Below are 21,037 nucleotides of genomic sequence, written 5' to 3' on the forward strand. Positions count from 1 at the left end.
AAGAAAAGAAAGGGCTCTCCCAGGCCGCGGGCTCAGAATTTTCGCCACAACATCCAGCGCCAACTCTCCTCCTGGGAAGGGTCGGATTTTGAATCCAATTCCGTACTGGCCTCAAGCGACATCGACCAATTCTTGGGCAGCTGAAAAGAGGAGGAGATTCCTAGCTTCGCGGCATGGGTATCCCAGAGATCCACGCCCACGGTCCATTTGGAGGTGGCGGGGTAGTCAATTCCGACTCCGAACTTATTCTGGTAGAGCCCAACCCTGCTGGTGTATCCGGGGTTCGTAAACATCCACTGCATGGTGGCCTGGTTTTTCTCTCCGATGTCGTCAATCTGCAGCCGCAGTCCGTTTTTTTCGTCAAAACTGCTGTCCAGCCTGTAGCTGAAGAGCGCTCCGTCCTGCCGGTGCGAACCGACGCCCAACGAATTGGCGAAGCGGATCTGTTGCAACCGCTTGACATAATCGTTGACCCGCTTGGCCGCCTGGCTGGCGGTGCCGACTGTCTGCTGGATCTCGGCCAGGGTGCTGTCGTCGCCGGCGGTGAGCTTCTGGACGGCGTTGTTGATGCTCTGGGCGGCCTGATTGATAGCGCTCATCGCTTGGCCGGCGTCGGTCATGAGCTGTTCGATGTCCTGATCCTTGGATGACAGGAGCGCCGAGAACTGTTCCAGATTCTCGGTGACTCGCTCGGCGTTAGCGAGCGTCTTTTTCAGATTGGTCCCCAATTCGCCGGAGGCGTCGGCTTTCTGCAGGAATTGGTTTGCCGTCAGGCTGGCCTGGAGCAGTTGGGCGGAAGATTGGTTGATATTGCGCACGATTTCGTCGAGTTGACCCTCGTTGTTCTGGGCCAAGCGTTCGGAGATGGCCGCGATGTGGTCGAGCCGGCGGAAAAAGCCGGCTAAGTCGATGGTTTGAAATTGGCCGCTGAATTTGTCGAGGGTTTTGGAGATCCGTTCCATATTCTGGAGCGAATTGCGGATCGATTGGGTCACTTCCGGATCGCCGGTCAGCGTCTTGATGGAATCGGCGATCTCCCGCAGCGAAGTGATGGCCTCATAGGCCGCGACATAGATCTGCTCCATGGACATGGGAGTTTTGCCGATGATCCGGTCGCCGGGAAGCGGCTTTTCGCCCCGTTCCAACGGCATGAGCTCCAGATACTTATCCCCGACCACGCTGCTGCTGGCGATCAGCGCCTTGCTGCGATGCGGGATCTTGAATTCCGACTGGATCCGCATGGCCACGATGATTTTCAGGTCGTCAAAATAGACCTCGCTAATCCGGCCGACATCCACCCCGTTGTATTTCACCGGCGCGCCCGGGCGCAGACCTTCGATCCGGTCAAAGACCGCTTCCAAACGATAACCGCGCTCCAGAAACTGTGAACCGGAAAGCCACATAAACAGGGAGACCATCCCCAACAAAGCCACCAGCGTAAAGATTCCTACCTTGGTTTCGGAGTTCAACGTCAAATCCATCGCCTCCAGCGTTTCGAATGCGAGGCCCGGCGGGCCGGAATGTTTCGAAATAATAACCTGTCCTTAGATTTCCAAGCGAAAATTTTGCAAAAATTGGCGGAACAGCGGATGACTGACCCGGTCCAACTCGGCCCGGGGCCGCACCTCCACCAGGTCACCTTCATTCAAGAGACCGACCCGGTCCGCAACCTTCAGGGCGCTCTGGATGTCGTGGGTGACCACGATCGAGGTGATTCCCAAATTGCGTTGCAGCTCCCGAATGAGTTCGTTAATGGTGTCGGCGATGATCGGATCGAGGCCGGTCGTCGGCTCATCGTACAGCAGGATCGGCGGTTCGATGGCCACCGCCCGGGCGATCGCCGTCCGTTTTTTCATGCCGCCGCTCAGGTCGGCCGGCATTTTTGCGGCGGTCTCCGGTTCCAAGCCGACGATGGCTAAGGTCCGGTAGACCCGCTCGCGAATCTCCGCTTCCGGCAGCCCCTTGCGGCGCAGGCCGAAAGCGACGTTATCGTATATATTCAAAGAGTCAAAAAGCGCCGAGGACTGAAAGACCATTCCCATTTGCTGCCGGATCTCCCGCCACTCCTCCTTGGTGAAGGCGGCGGTTCCGGTACCGTCGATCTCCACCCAGCCCGCGGTGGGCTGGATCAACCCCATGATCAGTCGGAGCAGGGTGCTTTTGCCGCAACCGCTTGGCCCCATGATGACCAGGGTCTCGCCCCGCTCGACGGTCAAATTCAGCTGTTGTAAGATCATTCTGCCGCCAATGGCGTAACTCAGGTTGACCAGCTTAATCACAACAATCCTCCGCTACAACCGATATAAGATCATCGACAGGAAATAGTTCAGGATAAAGAGCAGAATGGTGGAGATGACCACCGATTCGGTGGTGGCCTTTCCGACGCCCACCGCGCCGTTTTCGGTTTTCAAGCCTTTAAAGGAGCCCACTCCAGCGATGATCATGCCGAAACAGGCCGCCTTGACCACCCCGCCGCAGAAATCCCAAAAATTGACGAACGTCAGAATCCCGTCGATGAAATCTTTGACGGGAATATTGGCATAAGCGGCGGCGATCAGAAAACCGCCGATAATCCCCGAAAAGTCGGCAAAAACCACCAGTACCGGCAGCATCAGGGAAGCGGCCACGATGCGCGGCGCCACCAGATAATCGATGGGATCGGTCGACAGCGCTTCCAGCGCTTCGATCTGTTCAGTCACTTTCATCGAGCCGATCTCGGCGGCGATCGAAGAGCCGATCCTGCCGGCCACCACCACTCCGGTCAGCACCGGCGCCAATTCCCGGGCGAAGGCGAGCGTCAGGCCTTGCCCCAATTGGGAGCTGAGGCCGAAAGTGGCGAAAATTTTGGCGATCTGCAGCGAGAAAACCATTCCGGTGAAGACCGAGATGACGAGGACGATCGGCAACGACTTGAGGCCGATCATCTCCATCTGCAGGAAGGTGTTCTTCCAGAAGATCGTCCCGGATAGCAACGATTTTAAGCTTTTAAAATAAAGCAGGCAAGCCTCGCCGAAACCAGCCACGGCGGAGAGCATCGTTCTGCCCAGACTGGAAAAAGGATCGAGCGCCAGCGGCGGACGGGCCTTGGACATCGCGGTTACCTCTATCTTTCTAAAATTGCAACAGAGTGGTTTACAATAATTGTAGAATTCGTCATCCTCCGTTTGATTCCTGCATTTTGGAAAAGGTATAATTTAGGTTGAAACCCATCAAGCTTGGATCCGCAGGAACAAAGAGGCTCTTGATGCAAAAGCGCGAGAGGGGGCGTGCTTGTCGTTTTTTACCGGTTTATGTTTATAAGGAGCCGGTGGACGATGCGGCCGTTTCCCGCCCGCCGGCAAGGATCGCAGCCTCCATATTTCCTGGGCGATTAACTCATTTTATGTGATTAACGAGTTCAAAAAGACCATAAAATAAACCATGGTTGCGACCATGGTTTCATTGCGCCAAGGGCCATCCCGGTCGGGCAATCCATTCCGGGAACGGCCATTGAAGCGTTGACGCAGGTTCCGGTGGAGCACCCGCGCCAAGGATGTGTTTTGGGTATGTTTTCCGGTGCAGCCATGCTGCGCCGGAGTCAACAGTTATCCGTTTTACTGCGGCGCCAGATGAGGATCATGGTTTTGCCAGTTTTCTTTAGATACGGATCGAGAATGGCCTTTAACAGCTTGAACACGATACTGCCCTCCTTTCCGGAACCGGTCAATCAGTTTATCATATGACAACCGACCGGATCCGGTGTGTCGCGAGCATACCCATTTTGAAACCGACGCCGCCGGATCGGGGCGGCGAGCGGGTGAGTGGCCGGCCGTATATGAAAATTAATTTAAAAATTTCTTGGCCCGGATAGAGGAAAGTCTGTGGGGTCGTCGAAAAAATGGTGGGTATGAAATGAAGGAGGTAATGAGCTTGTTGCCAAACGATCGGAAATACACCCGCGAACACGAGTGGGTAAAAATCGAAAAGGATCGGGTTACCGTGGGGATTACCGAATACGCCCAGAAGGAACTGGGGGATGTGGTTTTTGTGGATCTGCCGGCCGTCGGCGAGCGGGTCGTCGCCAAAAGCGCGATGGCCACCATCGAATCGGTCAAAGCAGTGTCGGAGATCTATGCGCCGATCAGTGGAGAAGTTTTGGAAGTCAACGATAGCTTGGAGCACAGCCCGGAACTGGTGAACCAGGATCCTTATGAAAAAGGCTGGATTGCGCTGATTGAGATTACGGATAAAAAAGAACTGGATGAGTTATTGAGCGCCGCCGATTACGCCGCTTTGGTCGGCGCGTGATGGCCTGGCGCGTCCTCGAATACCGGATCGCCGATCCGGCCTGGAACATGGCGGTCGACGAAGCGGTCTTCAGCAGTTATTTGGCGGGGGACGCCCCGCCGACGCTCCGCTTTTACGGCTGGGATCCGCCGACCTTGTCGGTGGGTTACTTTCAGGATCTGGAGCGGGAAGTACAATTGGAACGGGTGCGCAGCGGAGGATTCGGCCTGGTGCGGCGGACCACCGGGGGGCGGGCGGTCCTGCACGACCGGGAGCTCACTTACGCGGTGATCGCCGGCGCCCGGGACGGGGTTCCGGAAGGTTTGCGCGAATCGTACCGCTATATCGCACTGGCGCTGGTCGCCGCCTTTCAGGAGTTTGGCGTGGCGGCCGATCTTCATCTGGAGGGGATCGCCCGGCATTCCCAGACGGGGGCCTGTTTTGACGCCCCCTCCTGGTATGAATTGACGGTGGACGGCCGGAAGCTGGTGGGCAGCGCCCAGCTCCGCAAGGAGCAGAGTTTTTTGCAACACGGCTCGATTCTGCTGGATTTTTCCGCCGCCGATCTGGCATCCTTATTAAAACTGGCGGTACCGGAGGCCGATTTCTGCCGGGAGATGGCCGGCCGGGTCACCTCGTTGGCCGGGTTGGGCCGGCCGGTGGAACCGGAGCGGCTGGCAAAGGCCATTGTCGATGCGTTTCAGGTACGGTATGGGATCGAATTGCAATCCGGCGAGCTGACCCCGGACGAGGTCATGCTGGCGCAGCGATTGGCGGCGGGGAAATACGGGAATGACCCCTGGAACCTGCGGCGCGGCCATACCCAAGGCAGCCGGCTGGCGTGAAGGGGCAATGGGAGCCGGAGCCGCTTGCTATCGGAACAATACGGAATATTGCATCATCAATGATTCGGATGGGAGCGGAAAGGGTTGAAAGAATTGTTGCTTTGGATCGCGCGGATCGCGCAGCGGATCAATTTGGATGATTTATTATACCGGCTGATACAGATCGTTTTGGTCATCGTGGCGGCCAAATTTGTGCTGACCCTGTCCAATAAGCTGATTGGCCGCGTCTTCCGGACCAAACAGCTCCAGGGCCGCCTGGAGGAGCGCCGCTCCCAGACCATGGAGGCGCTGTTGAAAAGCGTCTGCCGGTATTTGATTTACTTTGTCGCCATTGTCACGGTGTTGCAATTGCTCAACGTGCCGGTGGGGTCGGTCCTGACCACCGCGGGGATCGCCGGCGTGGCGGTGGCTTTCGGAGCCCAAAGCCTGGTCCGGGACGTGATCACCGGCTTCTTCATCTTGCTGGAAGACCAGTTTCAAGTGGGCGACCGGGTGACTATCGCCGATGTCACCGGCAAGGTGGTGGAGATCGGGCTCAGGGTCACCAAGGTCCGGGATTTCGGCGGCCAGTTGCATATCATCCCCAACGGCAAAATCGAGCGGGTCACCAATTACAATGACTCGCCCATGCTGGCGCTGGTCGACATCCCCGTGGCCTACGACAACAATCTGCAGCAGGTGGCCGCCGAGATCCAGGCCGGCCTGGCCGACTTCAACCGCAGCCATCCCGAGCTCGTCGAGCCCGCCACCTTCGTCGGCGTGCAAGCCCTGGCCGATACGGCGGTGATTCTCCGGGTGGTCGCCCGGACGGTGCCCGACGGCCAATGGCAGGTGGAACGGGAGCTGCGGATCCTCATCGCCGAACGGTTCCGCGACGCCGGGATCAAATTGCCCCTGTCGCGATGGACATGAAAGTGGGTGAATCAACGTGAAATTTTACATCGGTGACATTGTCCGGCTCCGCAAGGTTCATCCGTGCGGCGGCACCGACTGGGAAGTGATGCGGGTCGGCATGGACTTCCGGATCAAATGCGTCAAATGCGGCCGGGTGGTGATGCTCTCCCGCCCCCAATTTGAAAAGTCGGTGAAGACCGTGGTGAAGTCGGTCTTCCCCGAGTCCGGCTTGACTCCCGGCTCCGAGGAATAGCGCAGCGGAGGCGGTTCAAAACAGTATTGCTTCCGGCAAGCGCATCGGATCCGTTCTCCGGCCAGGGGGACGGATTGTTTCATTTTGGGATGCAGTCTTTCTGGCACGCCGGAAAGGCATTTCGGGAGCAAAATATCACTTTGCGAAAGGGGTCCGAAAAAAAGATGATGAACTATGATCAGCAGCAGATCTTCGACTACCTCCGGCGGCTCCTGGCCATTCCCAGCCCCTCGGGGTATACCGGCGCGATCATGCAGTTTTTGGGACAGGAATTGGCTGCGCTGGGGCTGGGCTACTCGGCCACGCGAAAAGGGGCGCTCCTCGTCACGCTGCCGGGTCTGGACGATGAACGGCAGCGAACGCTCACCGCGCATACGGATACCTTGGGCGCCATGGTTAAGGCGGTCAAACCCGGCGGAACCCTGGCGCTGGCGCCGATCGGCGGCTTCATGATGACCGCGGTGGAAGGGGCCAATTGCACGGTGGTCACCCTGGACGGCACCTCGTATAGCGGCACGATCCAGACGATCAAGCCGTCGGTCCATATCAGCGGGGATGACGCCCGCGAGTTGAAACGGACCCCGGAGAATATGGAAGTGGTCCTGGATGAAAAGGTGTTTTCCAAAGAGGACACGGCCCGCTTGGGTATCGAGGTCGGGGACTTCATCTGCATCGATCCCCGGACCGTCGTCACCGAGCGGGGCTTCATCAAGAGCCGCTACCTCGATGACAAGGCCGGCGTCGCCGTTCTCCTCTATGTGCTGCGCCATATCACGGAAAACGGTTTGAAGCTGTCCCACACCACCCATTTCTACCTCAGCAACTATGAGGAGGTGGGCCACGGCGCCTGCGCCGCCGTGCCGGCGAAGACCCAGGATTACATCGGGGTCGACATGGGCGCGCCCGGGGTGGAACAAAACTCCTCGGAGTACAGCGTCTGCATTTGCGCCAAGGACTCCTCCGGTCCGTATGACTTCGAGCTCCGGAAGGAGCTGGTGGAGATCTGCAAGCGCCATGCGATTCCGTACCGGATCGACGTCTATCCCCGTTACAGTTCGGACGCTTCGGCGGCGCTCCGCGCGGGCTGGGATATCCGGACCGCGCTCGTCGGTCCCGGCGTCTTCGCCTCCCATGCCTACGAACGGACCCATATCGATTCCATCGTGGCAACCATCGAGCTGCTCCTCCGGTACCTCACCGTCGCCTGAGCCGGCGGGGCTTCCGGCCTTCCCGCCGCGGACCCGGGCGAACCTTCCGGAGGCTTCGGAAAGCCGTCCCGGGCGCGGGGCGGACCTTCCAAAGCTTCGGGAGGGCGTTCCCGGGTATCGGGCGAACATTCCCGGGTCACGGGCGAACATTCCCAGGCTTCGGGATAGCTTTTCCGGACCCCGGGCGAGTTTTCCGGCGCCGGAGGCGGGAATTCCGGAACCGCGCCGGGCGGAGCATGGCCGGAGCAGAGAACCCCGGTGGGTGAAAAAAGTTTCCCAAACCGCGTCGCCAAGCGCGGTTTTTTTATGGCGGCGACGGACCAACCCAGGCCCAAAACCATATATTATTAGTAAATTAGCATAGAGCAAATCCTTTGGCGGGACTGGCGGGAGCAGAACCGCCGGAAGTATGGATCGGATGATCCGGGTGCTTTGGAAAGGTCAACGGGAATGCTGCCGGTTGAAGGAAAGAACAGGGCCAAAGCCTGGGCGATACGGCTGGCCTGCCTGGCGGCGGGGTTTTGGATGTTTCGCAAATACGCGTGGGTCCTGGTCTTCAGTATCGTGGGCACCGTGTTGGCGGCGGCCTGCGGGAAACGCTTCGGAAGGAGAAACCGCCGCGATGATCAAATGCCCGGACCGGGGTGATCCGGCCGGTCGCGGGGGAGCGAAAGGAACGCTTTGGACCGGATCCTAATATAGTAAGATCAGCATTAGCAGAGTGCAAAACTTTTGGTGAGCCCGGAGATGTTTCGGTGCTACTAAAAGCATTGTGGTTGACCCTGTCCGAAGGCAGGGTGAATACAAAAGCTCAGAGAAGCAAGGGATACAGTCAATTCTTAACCATTTATGGGATGATTTCCGATTGGAAGACTTTATCACCCGGCTGCTAATGGATGACCAATGTATCGGCTGAAGGGAGTGTCGGGGATGGGTATCGCCGAGTTTGGCCTAAACCGCCTGCCCATCGGAAGAACGGCCGAAGTGGTGAGTGTAAGGACGGAGGGGACCACCCGCAACCGTCTGTTGGATCTGGGCTTGGTGCCTTCCACCATCGTGGAAGCGATTCGCAAAAGCCCGGCCGGAGATCCGGTGGCGTACCGGATCCGGGGCGCGATCATCGCCTTGCGCGCCGAGGAAAGCCGCCAAATTACCGTTCGTTCGATTGATTAAACGTGACCGGCAGCATCGTAAAGGCTGCCGGTTATTTTAAAAAGAGCCGGGAGTCGCCGTCGCCATCCCTTGAGCCGTTGGGCGGGACCGCCCGGGCGGCGATTCCTTTCAAAAAGGGGGTATTGATGTGGGGTTAACGGCCCAGTCCACGGGGATTTACGCCTTCTTGGAGGAATTGGCCCAAAATGCGGGGACCAAGGCGGATGCCGTCATCGCCTTGGCCGGCAATCCCAATACCGGGAAGAGCACGGTCTTTAACGGTTTGACCGGCCTGAACCAACACACGGGGAATTGGCCCGGTAAAACCGTCATGCTGGCAAAGGGAAGCTATCGGTATCAGCAGAAGAACATCACCTTGGTGGATCTGCCGGGGACCTATTCGCTCCTGGCCAATTCCGCCGACGAGCAAGTGGCGCGGGACTTCATCTGTTTTGGCAACCCCGACGCCACGGTGGTGGTGGCCGACGCCACCTGCCTGGAGCGGAACCTGAATCTGGCGCTACAGGTTATGGAGATTACGCCGAAGACCATCCTCTGTCTGAACCTGGTCGATGAGGCGAGGCGCAAACGGATCGAAGTGGACTGCGCCAAACTCCGGGATATCCTGGGAATACCGGTGGTTCCCACCGCCGCCCGGGATAAGGTGGGACTCGACGAGTTGAAAGAAGCCATCCACCAGGTGGCCATCCATAAGCGGACCGGGCAGCCGAAACAGCTGGTCTATGAGCCGAAGATCGAGGCGGCGCTCCAAACGCTCCAGCCGGCAGTGGAAAGTTTATTGCGGGGCAGGTTCAACAGCCGTTGGGTGGCCCTGCGCCTGCTGGACGGCGACACGGGCATCATCGCCGAAATGCTGCGTTATCTGCAGCGGATGGAGCGGGAGCGGGAACGGCAACCGTCTTCCCAATCGGCGCAGGGGGTGAAGGGTTGTGAGCAATTTGGCGGTTGAGTTTGATTGATCGCCGCGCAAGCGCAAACGGTCCGCAACAAACAATTTTCTCCCCTGTAACGGACGCTTTCCGACGCTGATTGCCATGGCTGCCGTGGCTCAAATTGTGAGAGCCTTGGGGCTGGTTTAGGTTCTGAATGAAACAAACTTAGCATAGGCTAAATTGAGGCGTGGAGGTTGGCGAAAGGCTTGCTCCCGCTCGCGCTCCCCATGCCGCGGGGTAGACGGATAGGAAACGGGGGAAAGCCGATGTCCAGGGAAATGACCTTGACCGAGAGCATGGAGGATTATCTGGAGATGTTTTACCGGATCGTCTCCAACCAGGGTTACATCCGGCCGATCGATCTCTCCAATGCCATCAATGTGAAGCCCTCCTCGGTAACCCGGATGATTCAGAAGCTGGACGAGGCCGGATTCATCAGTTATGAAAAGTACCGCAATATCGCCCTGACTGAAAAGGGCATGACCTACGGCCGTTTTTTGGTGTGGCGCGACGAGAAGCTGAAGGAGTTTTTCCGGCTGACCAAGGAGAATTCCCGGGTGGAAGAGCAGGTGGAAGGGATCGAGCATTACATTACGCCGGCGACGATGCGTTTCATCCGGAACCTGGTGATCTATTTCGGATCGGACCCCAACCGCCTCCAAGAGCTCGAAAGCATTCACTGCCATACCGATTATCCGGACAATGAGTCGCTGCAATTCCTCCGGGCCTGGCTTTTCCGGCACGACATGGAATGAGCCGAGACCCCGTACCGTAACCCTATTGTCAGCAATTTGAGATGACAGAGACACTGGCGCCGCCGCGCAGTGTCTTTTTATTTGTCGGCGGGAGCGGCACGAAAGTTTCGAAACCTTTCGAAACTTTTCAGATCGCAGCAAAGGAAGGCGTTCCGGTCTCTGTCCTCAAGTGACGGGGCCGGGATTTGCAACGGGAATGCTTCTGAAAAGTTACGGAAAATTACGAAACCATTTCAAAAATATTGACATTTAAAACAAAACGATATAATATATGGATGTAAATGAAACTTAATGAAAGGGGTGTTGACCATTCTTAGTGAGGAACGAAAACGGGCCATTCTGGACATTCTTCAAGAGAAACCCGCAGTTTCGGTGGGGGAGCTCAGCGATATATTCAATGTATCCGATGTAACGATTCGAAAGGTTTTGAAAGAACTGGACGGTTTCGGATATTTAAAACGCACCCGGGGCGGGGCGGTCAGCCTCTCCAATTCGATGCGCGAATTCGAAGAGAAGGAGAAGGAGAAACGGAACATTCGCGAAAAAAAGGCCATCGCTCGGTGCGCCTATGATTACATAAGGGATGGCGACACCGCCTTTTTTGACGCCGGGTCCACCACCCTGGAACTGATCCGGCTGATTAAAAACGGCAACAAGCGGAATATCGTGGTGGTCACCAACGCCATCAATCTGGCGGTGGAGATGATCGATGCCGAGGACATCGAGCTCATCCTGATCGGCGGCAATGTCCGGCACCGGATCCTGTCCTGCGTCGGCGGGATCACCGAGAAAGCCATCGAAGGCCTGTTCTTTGACAAGGTCTTCCTGGGAACCAACAGTTTCGACATCGAACACGGCATTACCACGCCGAACATCTATGAAGCCCAGGTGAAGCAGTGCATGTTGCGTTCCGCCAAGCAAAAGATCCTGCTGACCGACTCCAGCAAGTTTCATGAGACATCGCTGGCCAAGGTCTGTCCGGTGACCAGCATCGACCTGATGATCACGGACTGGAACGCGCCGCCCGAATACGTGCAACAGCTGCGGGAACTGGGAGTCAATGTGGCCGTCGCCGAGCCGGTCGAGTGAGAAGCGTCCGCCGATGCTGATTATAAAGGGATAGTGGGGTAGCGATGAATAAAATTATCAATTCACCCGAGGCCATGGTGCGCGAGATGCTGGAAGGTTATCTGTGCGCCAATCCGCAACTGTTTGAAAAAGTGCCGGACACCAACGGGCTGGTTTTAAAGGAACGTCTGGACAAGGTGGCGATCGTCACCGGCGGCGGCGCCGGCAACGAGCCATGGAACATCGGCTATGTCGGCTACGGCCTGGCCGACGGAGTGGCACTGGGCCATGTCTATGCGGCGCCGCCGGCCCGGGCGATCATGAATGTCACCAAGGCGGTCCATCATCAAAAAGGGGTCCTTTTTTTAGCGACCAACCATGCCGGCGACGTGCTCAACTTCGAGTTGGCGGCGGAGCTTTTGCAGTTGGAAGGGTTCCAAACCCGCTGCGTCTATGTGACCGACGATATCGCCACGGCCCCGCTCGAGCAGCGTGAGGAACGGCGCGGCGTGGCCGGCGTGGCCCTGGTGCTCAAGATCGCGGGCGCGGCCGCCGCTGCCGGGCTTGACCTGGACGGCGTGGCGCGAGTGGCCCGAAAAGCCAACGATCAGCTCCGGACGCTCGGCGTAACCACTTCCCCGGGCTATCTGCCCAGCACCGGCGAGGCCATGTTCGAAATGGCGGAAGGAACCATCGAATTCGGCATGGGCTTCAACGGCGAGCCCGGCATCTTGCGGATGCAGCTGCAACCGGCGGACCGCATCGCCGACCTGATGATGGAACGGCTCCTCGCCGACCTACAGCCGGCCCCCGGAGACGAAGTGGCCGTCCTGCTGAACGGATTCGGCTTCACCGGGCTGCTGGAACTGTGCATCGTCAACCGCCGGATCAAGACTATCCTCGATCAGCGGAACCTCAGGACGTATGACATGTTCATCGATACCTTGCTGGCGCCCCAGGGGACCGGCGGTTTCTCCATCACCTTGCTCAAGCTGGACGAGGAGCTAAAGCAATATTACAACTCCGCCGCCGAGTCGCCTTTCTTTCATAAACGGGAGATCCGTTCTTAAAGAAGTGCAACGATTGGGCGTTAAAGAGTCAAAAGTCGTAAGTCAAAAGTCGAAGGTTCAATCTCAAAGGTGCAATGTCAAAAGTCGGGAGAGACTGGAAAACCCCAGGTACGTTTCAAGCGTGACTTTGGACCTTTGATATTCGACCTTAAACTGAAACAATTACCCATAATCTTTGGCAATGTGAAGGCTGGTGATTCGGTTTGAGCGATACCCTCAACGTCGATGAGGTCAAGCGGATGTTCGAATATGTGGCCGGAGCGGTCGTCGACAGCGAAGCGGAACTAACGGTGATCGACAAGAAGATCGGCGACGGCGACCATGGGACCAACATGGCCCTGGGTTTCCGGGAAGTCCGGAAGGAACTGCGGGCCAAGGAGTTTGACAGTGTCAACGAGGTGTTTCATTGCGTCGGGATGACGCTGTTGGATACGATGGGCGGCGCCTCGGGGGTGCTCTTCGGGACGCTCTTCATCAGCGGCATCGTCGGCCTGACGCCTTTGAAAGCGATCGATCTCGCCGCTTTGGCGAAGATCTTCCAGAAGTCGCTGACTGCGCTGAAGAAACGCGGCAAGGCTAGGGTCGGCGACAAGACCATGGTGGACGCGGTGGAACCCGCGGTCGCGGCCCTACTGGAGGCGGCGGCCGCCGGCCAGCCCCTGGCGCAAGGCCTGGCTGCCGGAGCCGCGGGAGCGCGGGCCGGCATGGAATACACCAAGCAATGCGTCGCCCGGTTCGGCCGGGCAAAGTCCTTCGGCCAGGCGTCGCTGGGCTTGGAGGATGCGGGCGCGGTCTCGGTCTCGATCATCTTCCGCGCCATGGCCCAATGGGTGCAGCAAAATCATGCCGGGGATATAGGATGAAATCAATTCCAACATGTTTCCATCATGGCCGGCATTCGAGACCTGATGCATAACAGAAATTGAATTCAACTTATATGGCTTTGCCGGTTTGTCAGGCTCCGGCGCTTCGCCTTCCCAGCACGGTTTCTAAAACGGCGGCCCGGAGTAACACCAAGGGGGAGATTTCTTTTGATTACCACATTAACGCTGAATCCCTGCATCGATAGGACCATCACCATCAAGGGTTTTCAATACGGGGGGCTGAACCGGGTCCTTCACACGCGCAGCGATTTTTCGGGAAAAGGCATCAATGTCAGCATCGCAGTCCACCAGTTGGGGGAAGCCACCGAGTGTTTGGGTTTCAATTACGTGGAGGACAGCGCCTTCGTCAAAGAAAGCCTTGAAAAGCTGGGCATCCGCTATCGCTTCATTGATATTGAAGGCAGCCTGCGGACCAATATCAAGGTGTTCGACGAGCAAAGCAGCACGATGACCGAGTTTAACGAGCACGGCCATTATGTGGGAGCGGAGGCGCTTGAACGGCTCAAACAGCTGGTCCTCGCCGGGGCGGGCGACGCCGCGATCATGGTGTTCAACGGCAGCGTTCCCGAAGGGGTCCCGAAAACCGTTTATCAGTCGCTGATCGCCGCGGTCAAAGCGAGCGGCGTCAAAACGGTGCTGGACGCCGATGGCGAGTTGCTGCTGGAGGGGCTCAAGGCCCGGCCCTATTTTGTCAAGCCCAACCTGTACGAATTTGAAACTGCTTTCAAGGTCAAGGTCCGGAGCAAGCAGGATATCGTGCGGATCGCCCGGGAGATCATTGCCGACGGGGTCGAGCTGGTCTGCGTTTCCCTGGGCAAGGAAGGCGCGGTGCTCGTCGGCGGGGACGAGGCCTGGTTTGCGCCGGCTACTGATATCAAGGTCAAAGGGGTGCAGGGCGCCGGGGATTCCCTGGTCGCCGGAATCTGCCTCGCGATCCGGCAGGAGCTGGCCTTGGATCAAATGCTCCGCTACGGCGTGGCCGCTGCCAACGCCTCGCTGATCCGGGAAGGCACCCTGCTGTGCACCGCCGCTGATTTTCAAGCGATGCTGCCCCGGGTGGCGGTCGAGAAAATTACCTTATAAAAGGAGGGGATTCCAGTGTCCTTCGTGACGAGCCAACAGATGCTGGAGGACGCCCGCAACGGCCAATACGCCGTGCCCGCGTTCAACATTGAGAATATGGAGATGGTCCAGGCGGTGCTGCAAACCGCCGCCGAACTGCGTTCGCCGGTGATGCTGCAGACCACCCCGTCGACGGTGAAATATGCCGGAGTCGAGATGCTCCAGGCCATGGTCAGGGCCGCGGCCGAGCTTTGCCCGGTCCCGGTAGCGCTCCACCTGGACCACGGCGAGAGCAGCGATCTGGCGGTCCAGGCGCTGCGGGCCGGCTACACCTCGGTGATGATCGACGGTTCCAAGCTGCCCCTGGCCGAAAACATCGCCATCACCCAAAAGGTGGTCGGGATCGCCCGGGCGGTCCGGATTCCGGTCGAAGCTGAGCTGGGCAAGGTGGGCGGCAAAGAGGACGGGCTGGAGGTCAGCGCCAAAGAAGCGGCCTATACCGACCCCGAGGAAGCGCGGCAGTTCGTGGGGGCGACCGGCGTCAATTCATTGGCGGTGGCCATCGGAACCGCCCACGGTTTTTATAAAGGAGAACCCAAGCTGGATTTCGAGCGCTTGGCCCGGATTCGCGCGATCGTGGATGTCATTCTGGTGTTGCACGGCGCGTCGGGCGTGCCGGACGAAGCGGTGCGGCGCTGCATCGCCTTGGGCGTCAGCAAGGTCAATTTCGCCACCGAATTGCGGGCCGCTTTGACCCGAGGGGTCCGGGAGGCCCTGACGGATCCGGGGATCATCGATCCCAAGGTCTTCATGAAAGCCGGCAAGCAATGCGTGCAGGAGACGGTCCGGCAGAAGATCCTGGTCTGCGGCAGCGCGCAGCGGGCTTGAAAGCCAACTCCCATCGGTTTAAAGGGGAGAGCCCCTTTTAAATAAAAAAACAAAAAAGCGGAGGAGAGAGAAATGCAAAGATTGTTCAACGCAGGCTCGGTACTATTGGTCATCCTCATGGTTTTGGGAATCGCGGTCAGCGCGGCCCCCAAGAAACAGGTGGTCGTCGGCGTCAGCTTGCTCACCCGGGAACATGTTTTCTACAACAACATTGAGTCCGCCTTGGTCAAAAAAGCCAAGGAACTCGGGGTCAAACTGATCGTCCAGGATGCTTCCAAAGACTCCAACAAACAACTCAGCCAGGTTCAGGACTTCATCACCCAGAAAGTGAACGCCATCATTCTCTGCCCGACCAACTCGGCCGGCAGCAAATCAATGGTCGAACTGGCCAACAAAGCCAAGATCCCGGTCTTCACCATGGATATCTCCTCGGACGGCAAGACCGTCGCCCACGTCGCCACCGACAACTATAAAGGCGGCGAACTGGCTGCCGAGTATGTGGCCAAGAAGATGCTCCCCGGCGCCAAGGGCGAGGTGGCCATCGTCACCTATTCCGAGGTGGAGAGCTGCGTCAACCGCGAGAAGGGCTTTAAAGACTTCCTGACCAAGAACTATCCCAACATCAAAGTGGTCGATGTCCAGAACTGCTCGGGCGACCAGGCCAAAGCCGCCGACGTCACCCAGAATATGCTGTTGAAACACCCCAACCTCCAAGTGATCTTCGGCGTCGGCGATCCGTTCGCCATGGGCGCGCTGTCGGCCATCAAGGCTGCCAACAAGAACGTCCAGGTGATCGGCTTTGACGGCAATCCCGAAGGCATCAACGAGATCAAGAGCGGCGGACTCTGGAAAGCCGACGTGGCCCAGGATCCCGCGGCCATCGGCGCCAAGACCCTGGAAGCGGTCATGACCAAACTGAAAGGCAAAAACGTGCCGAAATTGATCCCGATCGCTCCGAAAATCATCGACAAGAGCAATCTCTAAAAGCGTTGTGATAAACCCTGTCCGAAGGCCAGGGTGAACACAAAAGCTCAGCGAAGCAAGGGATAAAGTCGCTTTCCGTTTCGAAAGACTTTATCCCATGGCTTCTAAAAGCGTTGTGATAAACCCTGTCCGAAGGCCAGGGTGAACACAAAAGCTCAGAGAAGCAAGTGATAAAGTCGTTTAAAGCCTTTTAGCAAGAGAATTTCTAATTTGAAAGACTTTATCCCATGGCTTCTGAGCCTCGGCAAGGACAGGCGCCGGGAACGGCTGCGGCCGTTCCCGGCCCGCGTCCGGGCGTCCGGCGGCAGCGGTAGCGTATCGGTAAATGTAGCGTAGGGAATGGCCCTGGCCGTTCCGTACCTGAGGAGGAAGCAACATGCATCAAACGCCATTGATCGAAATGACCGGGGTCAACAAATCGTTTCCCGGGGTGAAGGCGTTATCGGATATCTCACTCAATATTTATCCCGGACGGGTGCATGTCTTGCTGGGGGAGAACGGCGCCGGCAAGTCGACGCTGATCAAGATCATTTCCGGGGTCTATACCCGGGATAGCGGGAGCGTCAAACTGAACGGCCGGGAAGTGAACTTTCAGAATACCCGGGAGTCGCTGGCGGCCGGGGTCAGCGTCATCCACCAGGAATTGAGCGTCATTCCCGACCTGACGGTCGCGGAGAATATTTTTCTCGGCAAGGAACCGAAGATCGGCAATACCGGCTTCATCGACCGCAAAAAGATGGTGGAGGAGACCGGCAAGTTACTGGAATCGATGGGGGTCCGGATCAACCCCAGAGCAGTGATCCGCAAACTCAACAATGCCGACAAACAAATGGTGGAGATCGCCCGGGCGGTTTCGCAAAACAGCTCGCTGGTGATCATGGACGAACCGACCTCCTCGCTCTCGGAGCATGAGGTCGAAGCGTTGTTTCGCGTGATTGAAAAGCTGAAAAAAGAGAATGTGGCCATTATTTATATCTCACACCGCCTGAAAGAGATCGCCCGGATCGGCGATACCGTCACCATCCTGCGCGACGGCCAGGTGGTCCGGACGGTGGATCTGGCCGAAATTGACGAGAGCCATATGATTGCGCTGATGGTCGGCCGCGAAATCACGCAATTTTACTATAAATCGCAAGTCCCGCCCGGCGACGAAGTGGTGCTGGAAGTGAAGCATTACACCCGGAAGGGCGCCTTTGACGATGTCTCTTTCGCGCTGCGGCGCGGCGAGATCCTGGGCGTGGCCGGCCTGATCGGCGCGGGCCGCACCGAGGTGATGCGGGCCATCTTCGGAGCTGACCCGGTGGACAGCGGCGAATGTCTCTTATACGGCAAGCCGGTGCGGTTCACCGAGCCCCAGCAGGCGATCAAGGCCGGGATCGGCCTGATCCCCGAGGACCGGCGCAACCAGGGGTTGTTGTTGGCCAAAAGCGTCCGGGAGAATACCTCGCTCGCCAGCCTCTACGCCAATTCCCGCCAAGGTTTTCTGGATTTCAAGTGGGAGCGGGAGGTGGCGCTTCACTATATCGAGGCGCTGCGCACCAAGACGCCGAGCGACAGCACCCTGACCCGCAGCCTCTCCGGGGGCAACCAGCAGAAAGTGGTCATCGCCAAATGGCTGGTGGCCCAGTCCAAGATCCTGATCATGGATGAGCCCACCCGGGGAATCGACGTCAATGCCAAGGCCGAGATTTACCTGCTGATGAAGCAGTTCGTGGAGGAAGGCGGCAGCATCATCATGGTTTCGTCGGAACTTCCGGAGGTGTTGGGGGTTTCGGACCGGATCATGGTGATGCGCGAGGGACGGGTCGCCGGTTTCATCCCCGGCCCGGGCGCCACCGAAAAAGACATCATGCAGCTGGCCAGCATCAGCGGCGGCTGAAATATTCGCCCTTTGCCCGGGATCCGGCTCCATGGGAGTCCGGCGGGTCTCGCGGGATGAGCCAAGTTCGCGACCGAAACGGAGGAGGTTGTTTTGATGAGTACGAACCCAGCCCAACAAATCGGCAGGTATGCCAAGGAAAACTCGATGGCGCTCTTTTTTGTGGCGCTGATCCTGATCGCAGCGGTCTTTGTGCCGCGTTTCATCGAACCCACCAACCTGGTGAACGTGATGATGCAGATCGCCATCAACGCGTTGCTCGCCACCGGGATGACGTTTGTGATCCTGACCGGCGGCATTGACCTTTCGGTGGGCTCCGTGGCCGCGCTGGCCGGGATCGTGGCCACCGTGGCCATCAAGTATTTTCCGAATGCCGGCATCTTCACCGGACTGCTGGTGATCGCCGCCACCGCGCTGGTGGTGGGCGGAATCTGCGGCGGGATCATGGCCTACAACATCGCCAAATTGAAGGTATCGCCCTTCATCGCCACGCTGGCGATGATGAGCGTGGCCCGGGGATTGGCCTATGTCTATACCGAGTCGCGGCCGGTCTTCGGCCTGCCGGACTCCTTTAGCTGGCTGGGGATCGGCTACATCGGCCCCATTCCGGTGATGGTGATCCTGATGGGGATCGTCCTGATCGCGGCGCATATCGTCCTGACCCGCACCTGTTTCGGCCGGTACGTCTTCGCGGTGGGCAGTAACGAAGAGGTTGCCAAGCTCAGCGGGATCAATATCGTCAAGATCAAGTTCTATGTCTACACCATCGGCGCGGTCCTGGCCGCCTTGGGCGGCGCGGCGCTGGCCTCGCGGCTGCAGGCCGGGCAACCCAACGCCGCCCAGGGTTACGAGCTGAACGCCATCGCCGCGGTGGCGATGGGCGGCACCAGCATGTCGGGCGGCCGGGGCGGCATCATCCAGACCACCTTGGGCCTGGTGATCATCGGCGTCATCAATAACGCCCTGAGCCTGTTGGGCGTCTCCTCCTACTGGCAGACCATCACCATGGGCGTGATCATCCTGGTGGCGGTGATCTTCGACCAGAATAAAGAGAACTAGCGGCGCGGACCCGGCCGGACTTCGGGCGACGGCCCGTGAGCGATTTTGCCATTGCAACCTGCGCATCGGAACGATGCGCAGGTTTTTTATTGGGAGCGCCTGGGACCCCGGGGTTTCGATTAGCCGCTCGGAAAAAAACGGCTGAGATCCCGGCTTTCCAGGAAAGGACGATTATGGTATGGTAGACATAAGGTCAGGATGAATGGGCAGGAGGATATTTTGCAGCGAAGAATTCCAATAAAACCGGCCCGGTAGTCTGTTCGCTACTGCTCGTGATGCTTTGTTTCGTCCCGGGGGTTCGGCGGAAGAGGGGTGGGCGGTCACGGAGCAGGAATGGGAGATGCGGATAGGAGTCAAGGATGCTTCCCATGTCCTGGTCCTCTTTTTTATCGTAATCATTCTTTCAAGTGCTTGTTTTCAGAACGAAGAAAAACCGTCCATCCAACTTAAATCCTGTGCCAAGGTCGGCCAGGGGGTTTGGCGGCAAACCCCCTAGGCCGGTACCCCCGCCGCAAGGGGCGAGTGCCCCCTTGACCCCCCATCCCGCTCCTCCGAGTCGCGGGTCCCTCATGGAAGGAATTGCCGTCCGTGGCGGCGTTGCTTGGGGATGCTTCGGGGGCGACGTCAGGTGATACGTCCGTGTATCGATTCCGCGCCTCCGGCGTCGTGCCGGGTTTGATGAGGCGAATATTGCGGGAATAGTGTCGTTTGAAGTTTTTTTGGAGAGTTGGTTGGTTTAGGTAATTGAGAAAGTTGAGAAAAAGCGTCTAAAAAAACTCATTGGCTGCCTTGAACCGGCCTGACTTTCCCTCGAACCAGGATGGTTCAAGCTGCGGCGTCCATGGACGGGCATCAGCCGCAAGCGAGATGGGTGAGTTCATTCCTTTTCCAGCGCTTAGGCCCCGGAGCCCGGTGGTTTCCCTTCCAGATTCGGGAAGGGCAAAGGGTTGCTTCCTTGATGTTTGGACTTGGACTCATACGTCAACTCCGATTGTCTTTTGGCGAAAATCCTTAATTATTAAGCTTTTCACGTTATTTTGACACTGTGAAAGGTGAGCTATTTAAATTCAGTTTAAATAATAGGTATATATTTTTGGTAACATTAGGTAGGACACTAGTCTCAAGACGTGCAAAAGTGAGGAATCACGATGGGAAAGATTTTGATCGTAGATGATGACCCGCATATTAGAGAATTGATAAAAGTATTTTTGAGCAATGAAGGCTTCGAGGTATATGAGGCTTCAGATGGTGTTGAAGCTCTATCAAAGCTTGAGACAGTAAAAGTGGATATGGCCATTCTTGATATCATGATGCCCAACATGGACGGATGGCAGTTGTGCCGCGAACTGCGCGAGAGTTATGACATTCCTTTGCTTATGGTAACGGCTAAAGGAGAAACAAGTCAAAAAATTAAAGGCTTCGAACTCGGAACCGACGATTACCTTGTTAAGCCTTTTGACCCTTTGGAATTGGTGGTTAGAGTAAAAGCATTATTGAAGCGATATCAAATTGTATCATCCCAGGTAGTTCAGATTGGAAAATTATCGATGAACCGCAAAACCTATGAAGTAACTGTTGGTAGCGAAAATTTAACCCTTCCCCTCAAGGAATTCGAGTTGCTATACAAATTAGCCAGCTATCCGGGGCGGACAATTTCGCGAGAGCAGTTGATCGAGGATATTTGGGGTTATGATTTTGAAGGAAATGAACGGACGCTGGACGTCCATATTAACCGGTTGCGCGAACGTTTTCCGGAAGAAAAGTGTGACTTTAAAATCAGGACGATTCGGGGCCTCGGTTATCGTCTGGAGGTATAA

21 protein-coding genes are annotated in these 21,037 nt (G+C 57.4%); 18 read left to right on the top strand and 3 right to left on the bottom strand.

All coding sequences use genetic code 11. The features are described 5' to 3' along the window. Nucleotides 1-32: 32 nt before the first annotated feature. The 3 genes from EDC14_RS08030 to EDC14_RS08040 form a co-directional block, all read right to left on the bottom strand. Nucleotides 33-1,481, bottom strand: coding sequence for an MlaD family protein (locus EDC14_RS08030; protein ID WP_132013763.1), 1,449 nt, complete (start codon nt 1,479-1,481; stop codon nt 33-35). Between the two features lie 63 nt (nt 1,482-1,544). Continuing rightward, nucleotides 1,545-2,279, bottom strand: a complete 735-nt coding sequence (locus EDC14_RS08035) for an ABC transporter ATP-binding protein (RefSeq protein ID WP_132013764.1) — start codon at nt 2,277-2,279, stop codon at nt 1,545-1,547. 12 nt (nt 2,280-2,291) lie between these two features. After that, nucleotides 2,292-3,092: an MlaE family ABC transporter permease gene (locus EDC14_RS08040; RefSeq protein WP_132013765.1), complete on the bottom strand. Its 801-nt coding sequence runs from the start codon at nt 3,090-3,092 to the stop codon at nt 2,292-2,294. A gap of 811 nt (nt 3,093-3,903) precedes the next feature. Here EDC14_RS08040 and gcvH point away from each other — a divergent pair. The 18 genes from gcvH to EDC14_RS08130 all read left to right on the top strand — a co-directional run bounded on the left by gcvH (nt 3,904) and on the right by EDC14_RS08130 (nt 21,037). Further along, nucleotides 3,904-4,287, top strand: coding sequence for a glycine cleavage system protein GcvH (gcvH, locus tag EDC14_RS08045; RefSeq protein WP_132013825.1), 384 nt, complete (start codon nt 3,904-3,906; stop codon nt 4,285-4,287). Next, entirely contained in the window at nt 4,287-5,111 is an 825-nt protein-coding gene (locus tag EDC14_RS08050; RefSeq protein WP_132013766.1) for a lipoate--protein ligase family protein, read from the top strand. Before gcvH ends, EDC14_RS08050 begins: the two co-directional genes overlap by 1 nt. 84 nt (nt 5,112-5,195) lie before the next feature. Continuing rightward, complete coding sequence (locus EDC14_RS08055; RefSeq protein WP_132013767.1) at nt 5,196-6,023, top strand: mechanosensitive ion channel family protein; 828 nt, start codon at nt 5,196-5,198, stop codon at nt 6,021-6,023. Nucleotides 6,024-6,039: 16 nt separating this feature from the next. Next, nucleotides 6,040-6,258: a DUF951 domain-containing protein gene (locus tag EDC14_RS08060; RefSeq protein ID WP_424337404.1), complete on the top strand. Its 219-nt coding sequence runs from the start codon at nt 6,040-6,042 to the stop codon at nt 6,256-6,258. Between the two features lie 167 nt (nt 6,259-6,425). Continuing rightward, nucleotides 6,426-7,466 (top strand): M42 family metallopeptidase, encoded by a 1,041-nt coding sequence (locus tag EDC14_RS08065; protein ID WP_132013826.1) that lies wholly within the window; start codon nt 6,426-6,428, stop codon nt 7,464-7,466. A gap of 432 nt (nt 7,467-7,898) precedes the next feature. Then, nucleotides 7,899-8,114, top strand: coding sequence for a hypothetical protein (locus EDC14_RS08070; protein WP_132013769.1), 216 nt, complete (start codon nt 7,899-7,901; stop codon nt 8,112-8,114). A 255-nt stretch (nt 8,115-8,369) separates the two neighbouring features. Beyond that, nucleotides 8,370-8,639 (top strand): FeoA family protein, encoded by a 270-nt coding sequence (locus EDC14_RS08075; protein ID WP_243662852.1) that lies wholly within the window; start codon nt 8,370-8,372, stop codon nt 8,637-8,639. Nucleotides 8,640-8,766: 127 nt separating this feature from the next. Further along, a complete protein-coding gene (locus EDC14_RS08080; protein ID WP_132013770.1) occupies nt 8,767-9,588 on the top strand; it encodes a FeoB small GTPase domain-containing protein in 822 nt (273 codons plus the stop codon). Between the two features lie 249 nt (nt 9,589-9,837). Beyond that, a complete protein-coding gene (mntR, locus tag EDC14_RS08085; RefSeq protein WP_165907883.1) occupies nt 9,838-10,326 on the top strand; it encodes a transcriptional regulator MntR in 489 nt (162 codons plus the stop codon). Between the two features lie 291 nt (nt 10,327-10,617). Then, nucleotides 10,618-11,415, top strand: coding sequence for a DeoR/GlpR family DNA-binding transcription regulator (locus tag EDC14_RS08090; protein ID WP_243662853.1), 798 nt, complete (start codon nt 10,618-10,620; stop codon nt 11,413-11,415). A gap of 44 nt (nt 11,416-11,459) precedes the next feature. Further along, nucleotides 11,460-12,464, top strand: a complete 1,005-nt coding sequence (locus tag EDC14_RS08095) for a dihydroxyacetone kinase subunit DhaK (protein ID WP_132013771.1) — start codon at nt 11,460-11,462, stop codon at nt 12,462-12,464. Nucleotides 12,465-12,667: 203 nt separating this feature from the next. Continuing rightward, nucleotides 12,668-13,327 (top strand): dihydroxyacetone kinase subunit DhaL, encoded by a 660-nt coding sequence (gene dhaL, locus EDC14_RS08100; RefSeq protein ID WP_243662854.1) that lies wholly within the window; start codon nt 12,668-12,670, stop codon nt 13,325-13,327. A gap of 168 nt (nt 13,328-13,495) precedes the next feature. After that, the gene (locus tag EDC14_RS08105; RefSeq protein ID WP_132013772.1) at nt 13,496-14,431 is read left to right on the top strand and encodes a 1-phosphofructokinase family hexose kinase; all 936 of its coding nucleotides are present in this window, start codon (nt 13,496-13,498) and stop codon (nt 14,429-14,431) included. A 15-nt stretch (nt 14,432-14,446) separates the two neighbouring features. Beyond that, nucleotides 14,447-15,298: a class II fructose-bisphosphate aldolase gene (locus EDC14_RS08110; protein ID WP_132013773.1), complete on the top strand. Its 852-nt coding sequence runs from the start codon at nt 14,447-14,449 to the stop codon at nt 15,296-15,298. 72 nt (nt 15,299-15,370) lie between these two features. Continuing rightward, the gene (locus EDC14_RS08115; protein ID WP_132013774.1) at nt 15,371-16,282 is read left to right on the top strand and encodes a substrate-binding domain-containing protein; all 912 of its coding nucleotides are present in this window, start codon (nt 15,371-15,373) and stop codon (nt 16,280-16,282) included. A gap of 376 nt (nt 16,283-16,658) precedes the next feature. Next, nucleotides 16,659-18,161, top strand: coding sequence for a sugar ABC transporter ATP-binding protein (locus tag EDC14_RS08120; protein ID WP_132013775.1), 1,503 nt, complete (start codon nt 16,659-16,661; stop codon nt 18,159-18,161). 96 nt (nt 18,162-18,257) lie between these two features. Further along, a complete protein-coding gene (locus tag EDC14_RS08125; RefSeq protein WP_132013776.1) occupies nt 18,258-19,220 on the top strand; it encodes an ABC transporter permease in 963 nt (320 codons plus the stop codon). Between the two features lie 1,148 nt (nt 19,221-20,368). Further along, nucleotides 20,369-21,037 (top strand): response regulator transcription factor, encoded by a 669-nt coding sequence (locus tag EDC14_RS08130; protein ID WP_132013777.1) that lies wholly within the window; start codon nt 20,369-20,371, stop codon nt 21,035-21,037.

The sequence above is a fragment of the Hydrogenispora ethanolica genome (genome assembly GCF_004340685.1).
Lineage (GTDB): Bacteria > Bacillota > UBA4882 > UBA8346 > UBA8346 > Hydrogenispora > Hydrogenispora ethanolica.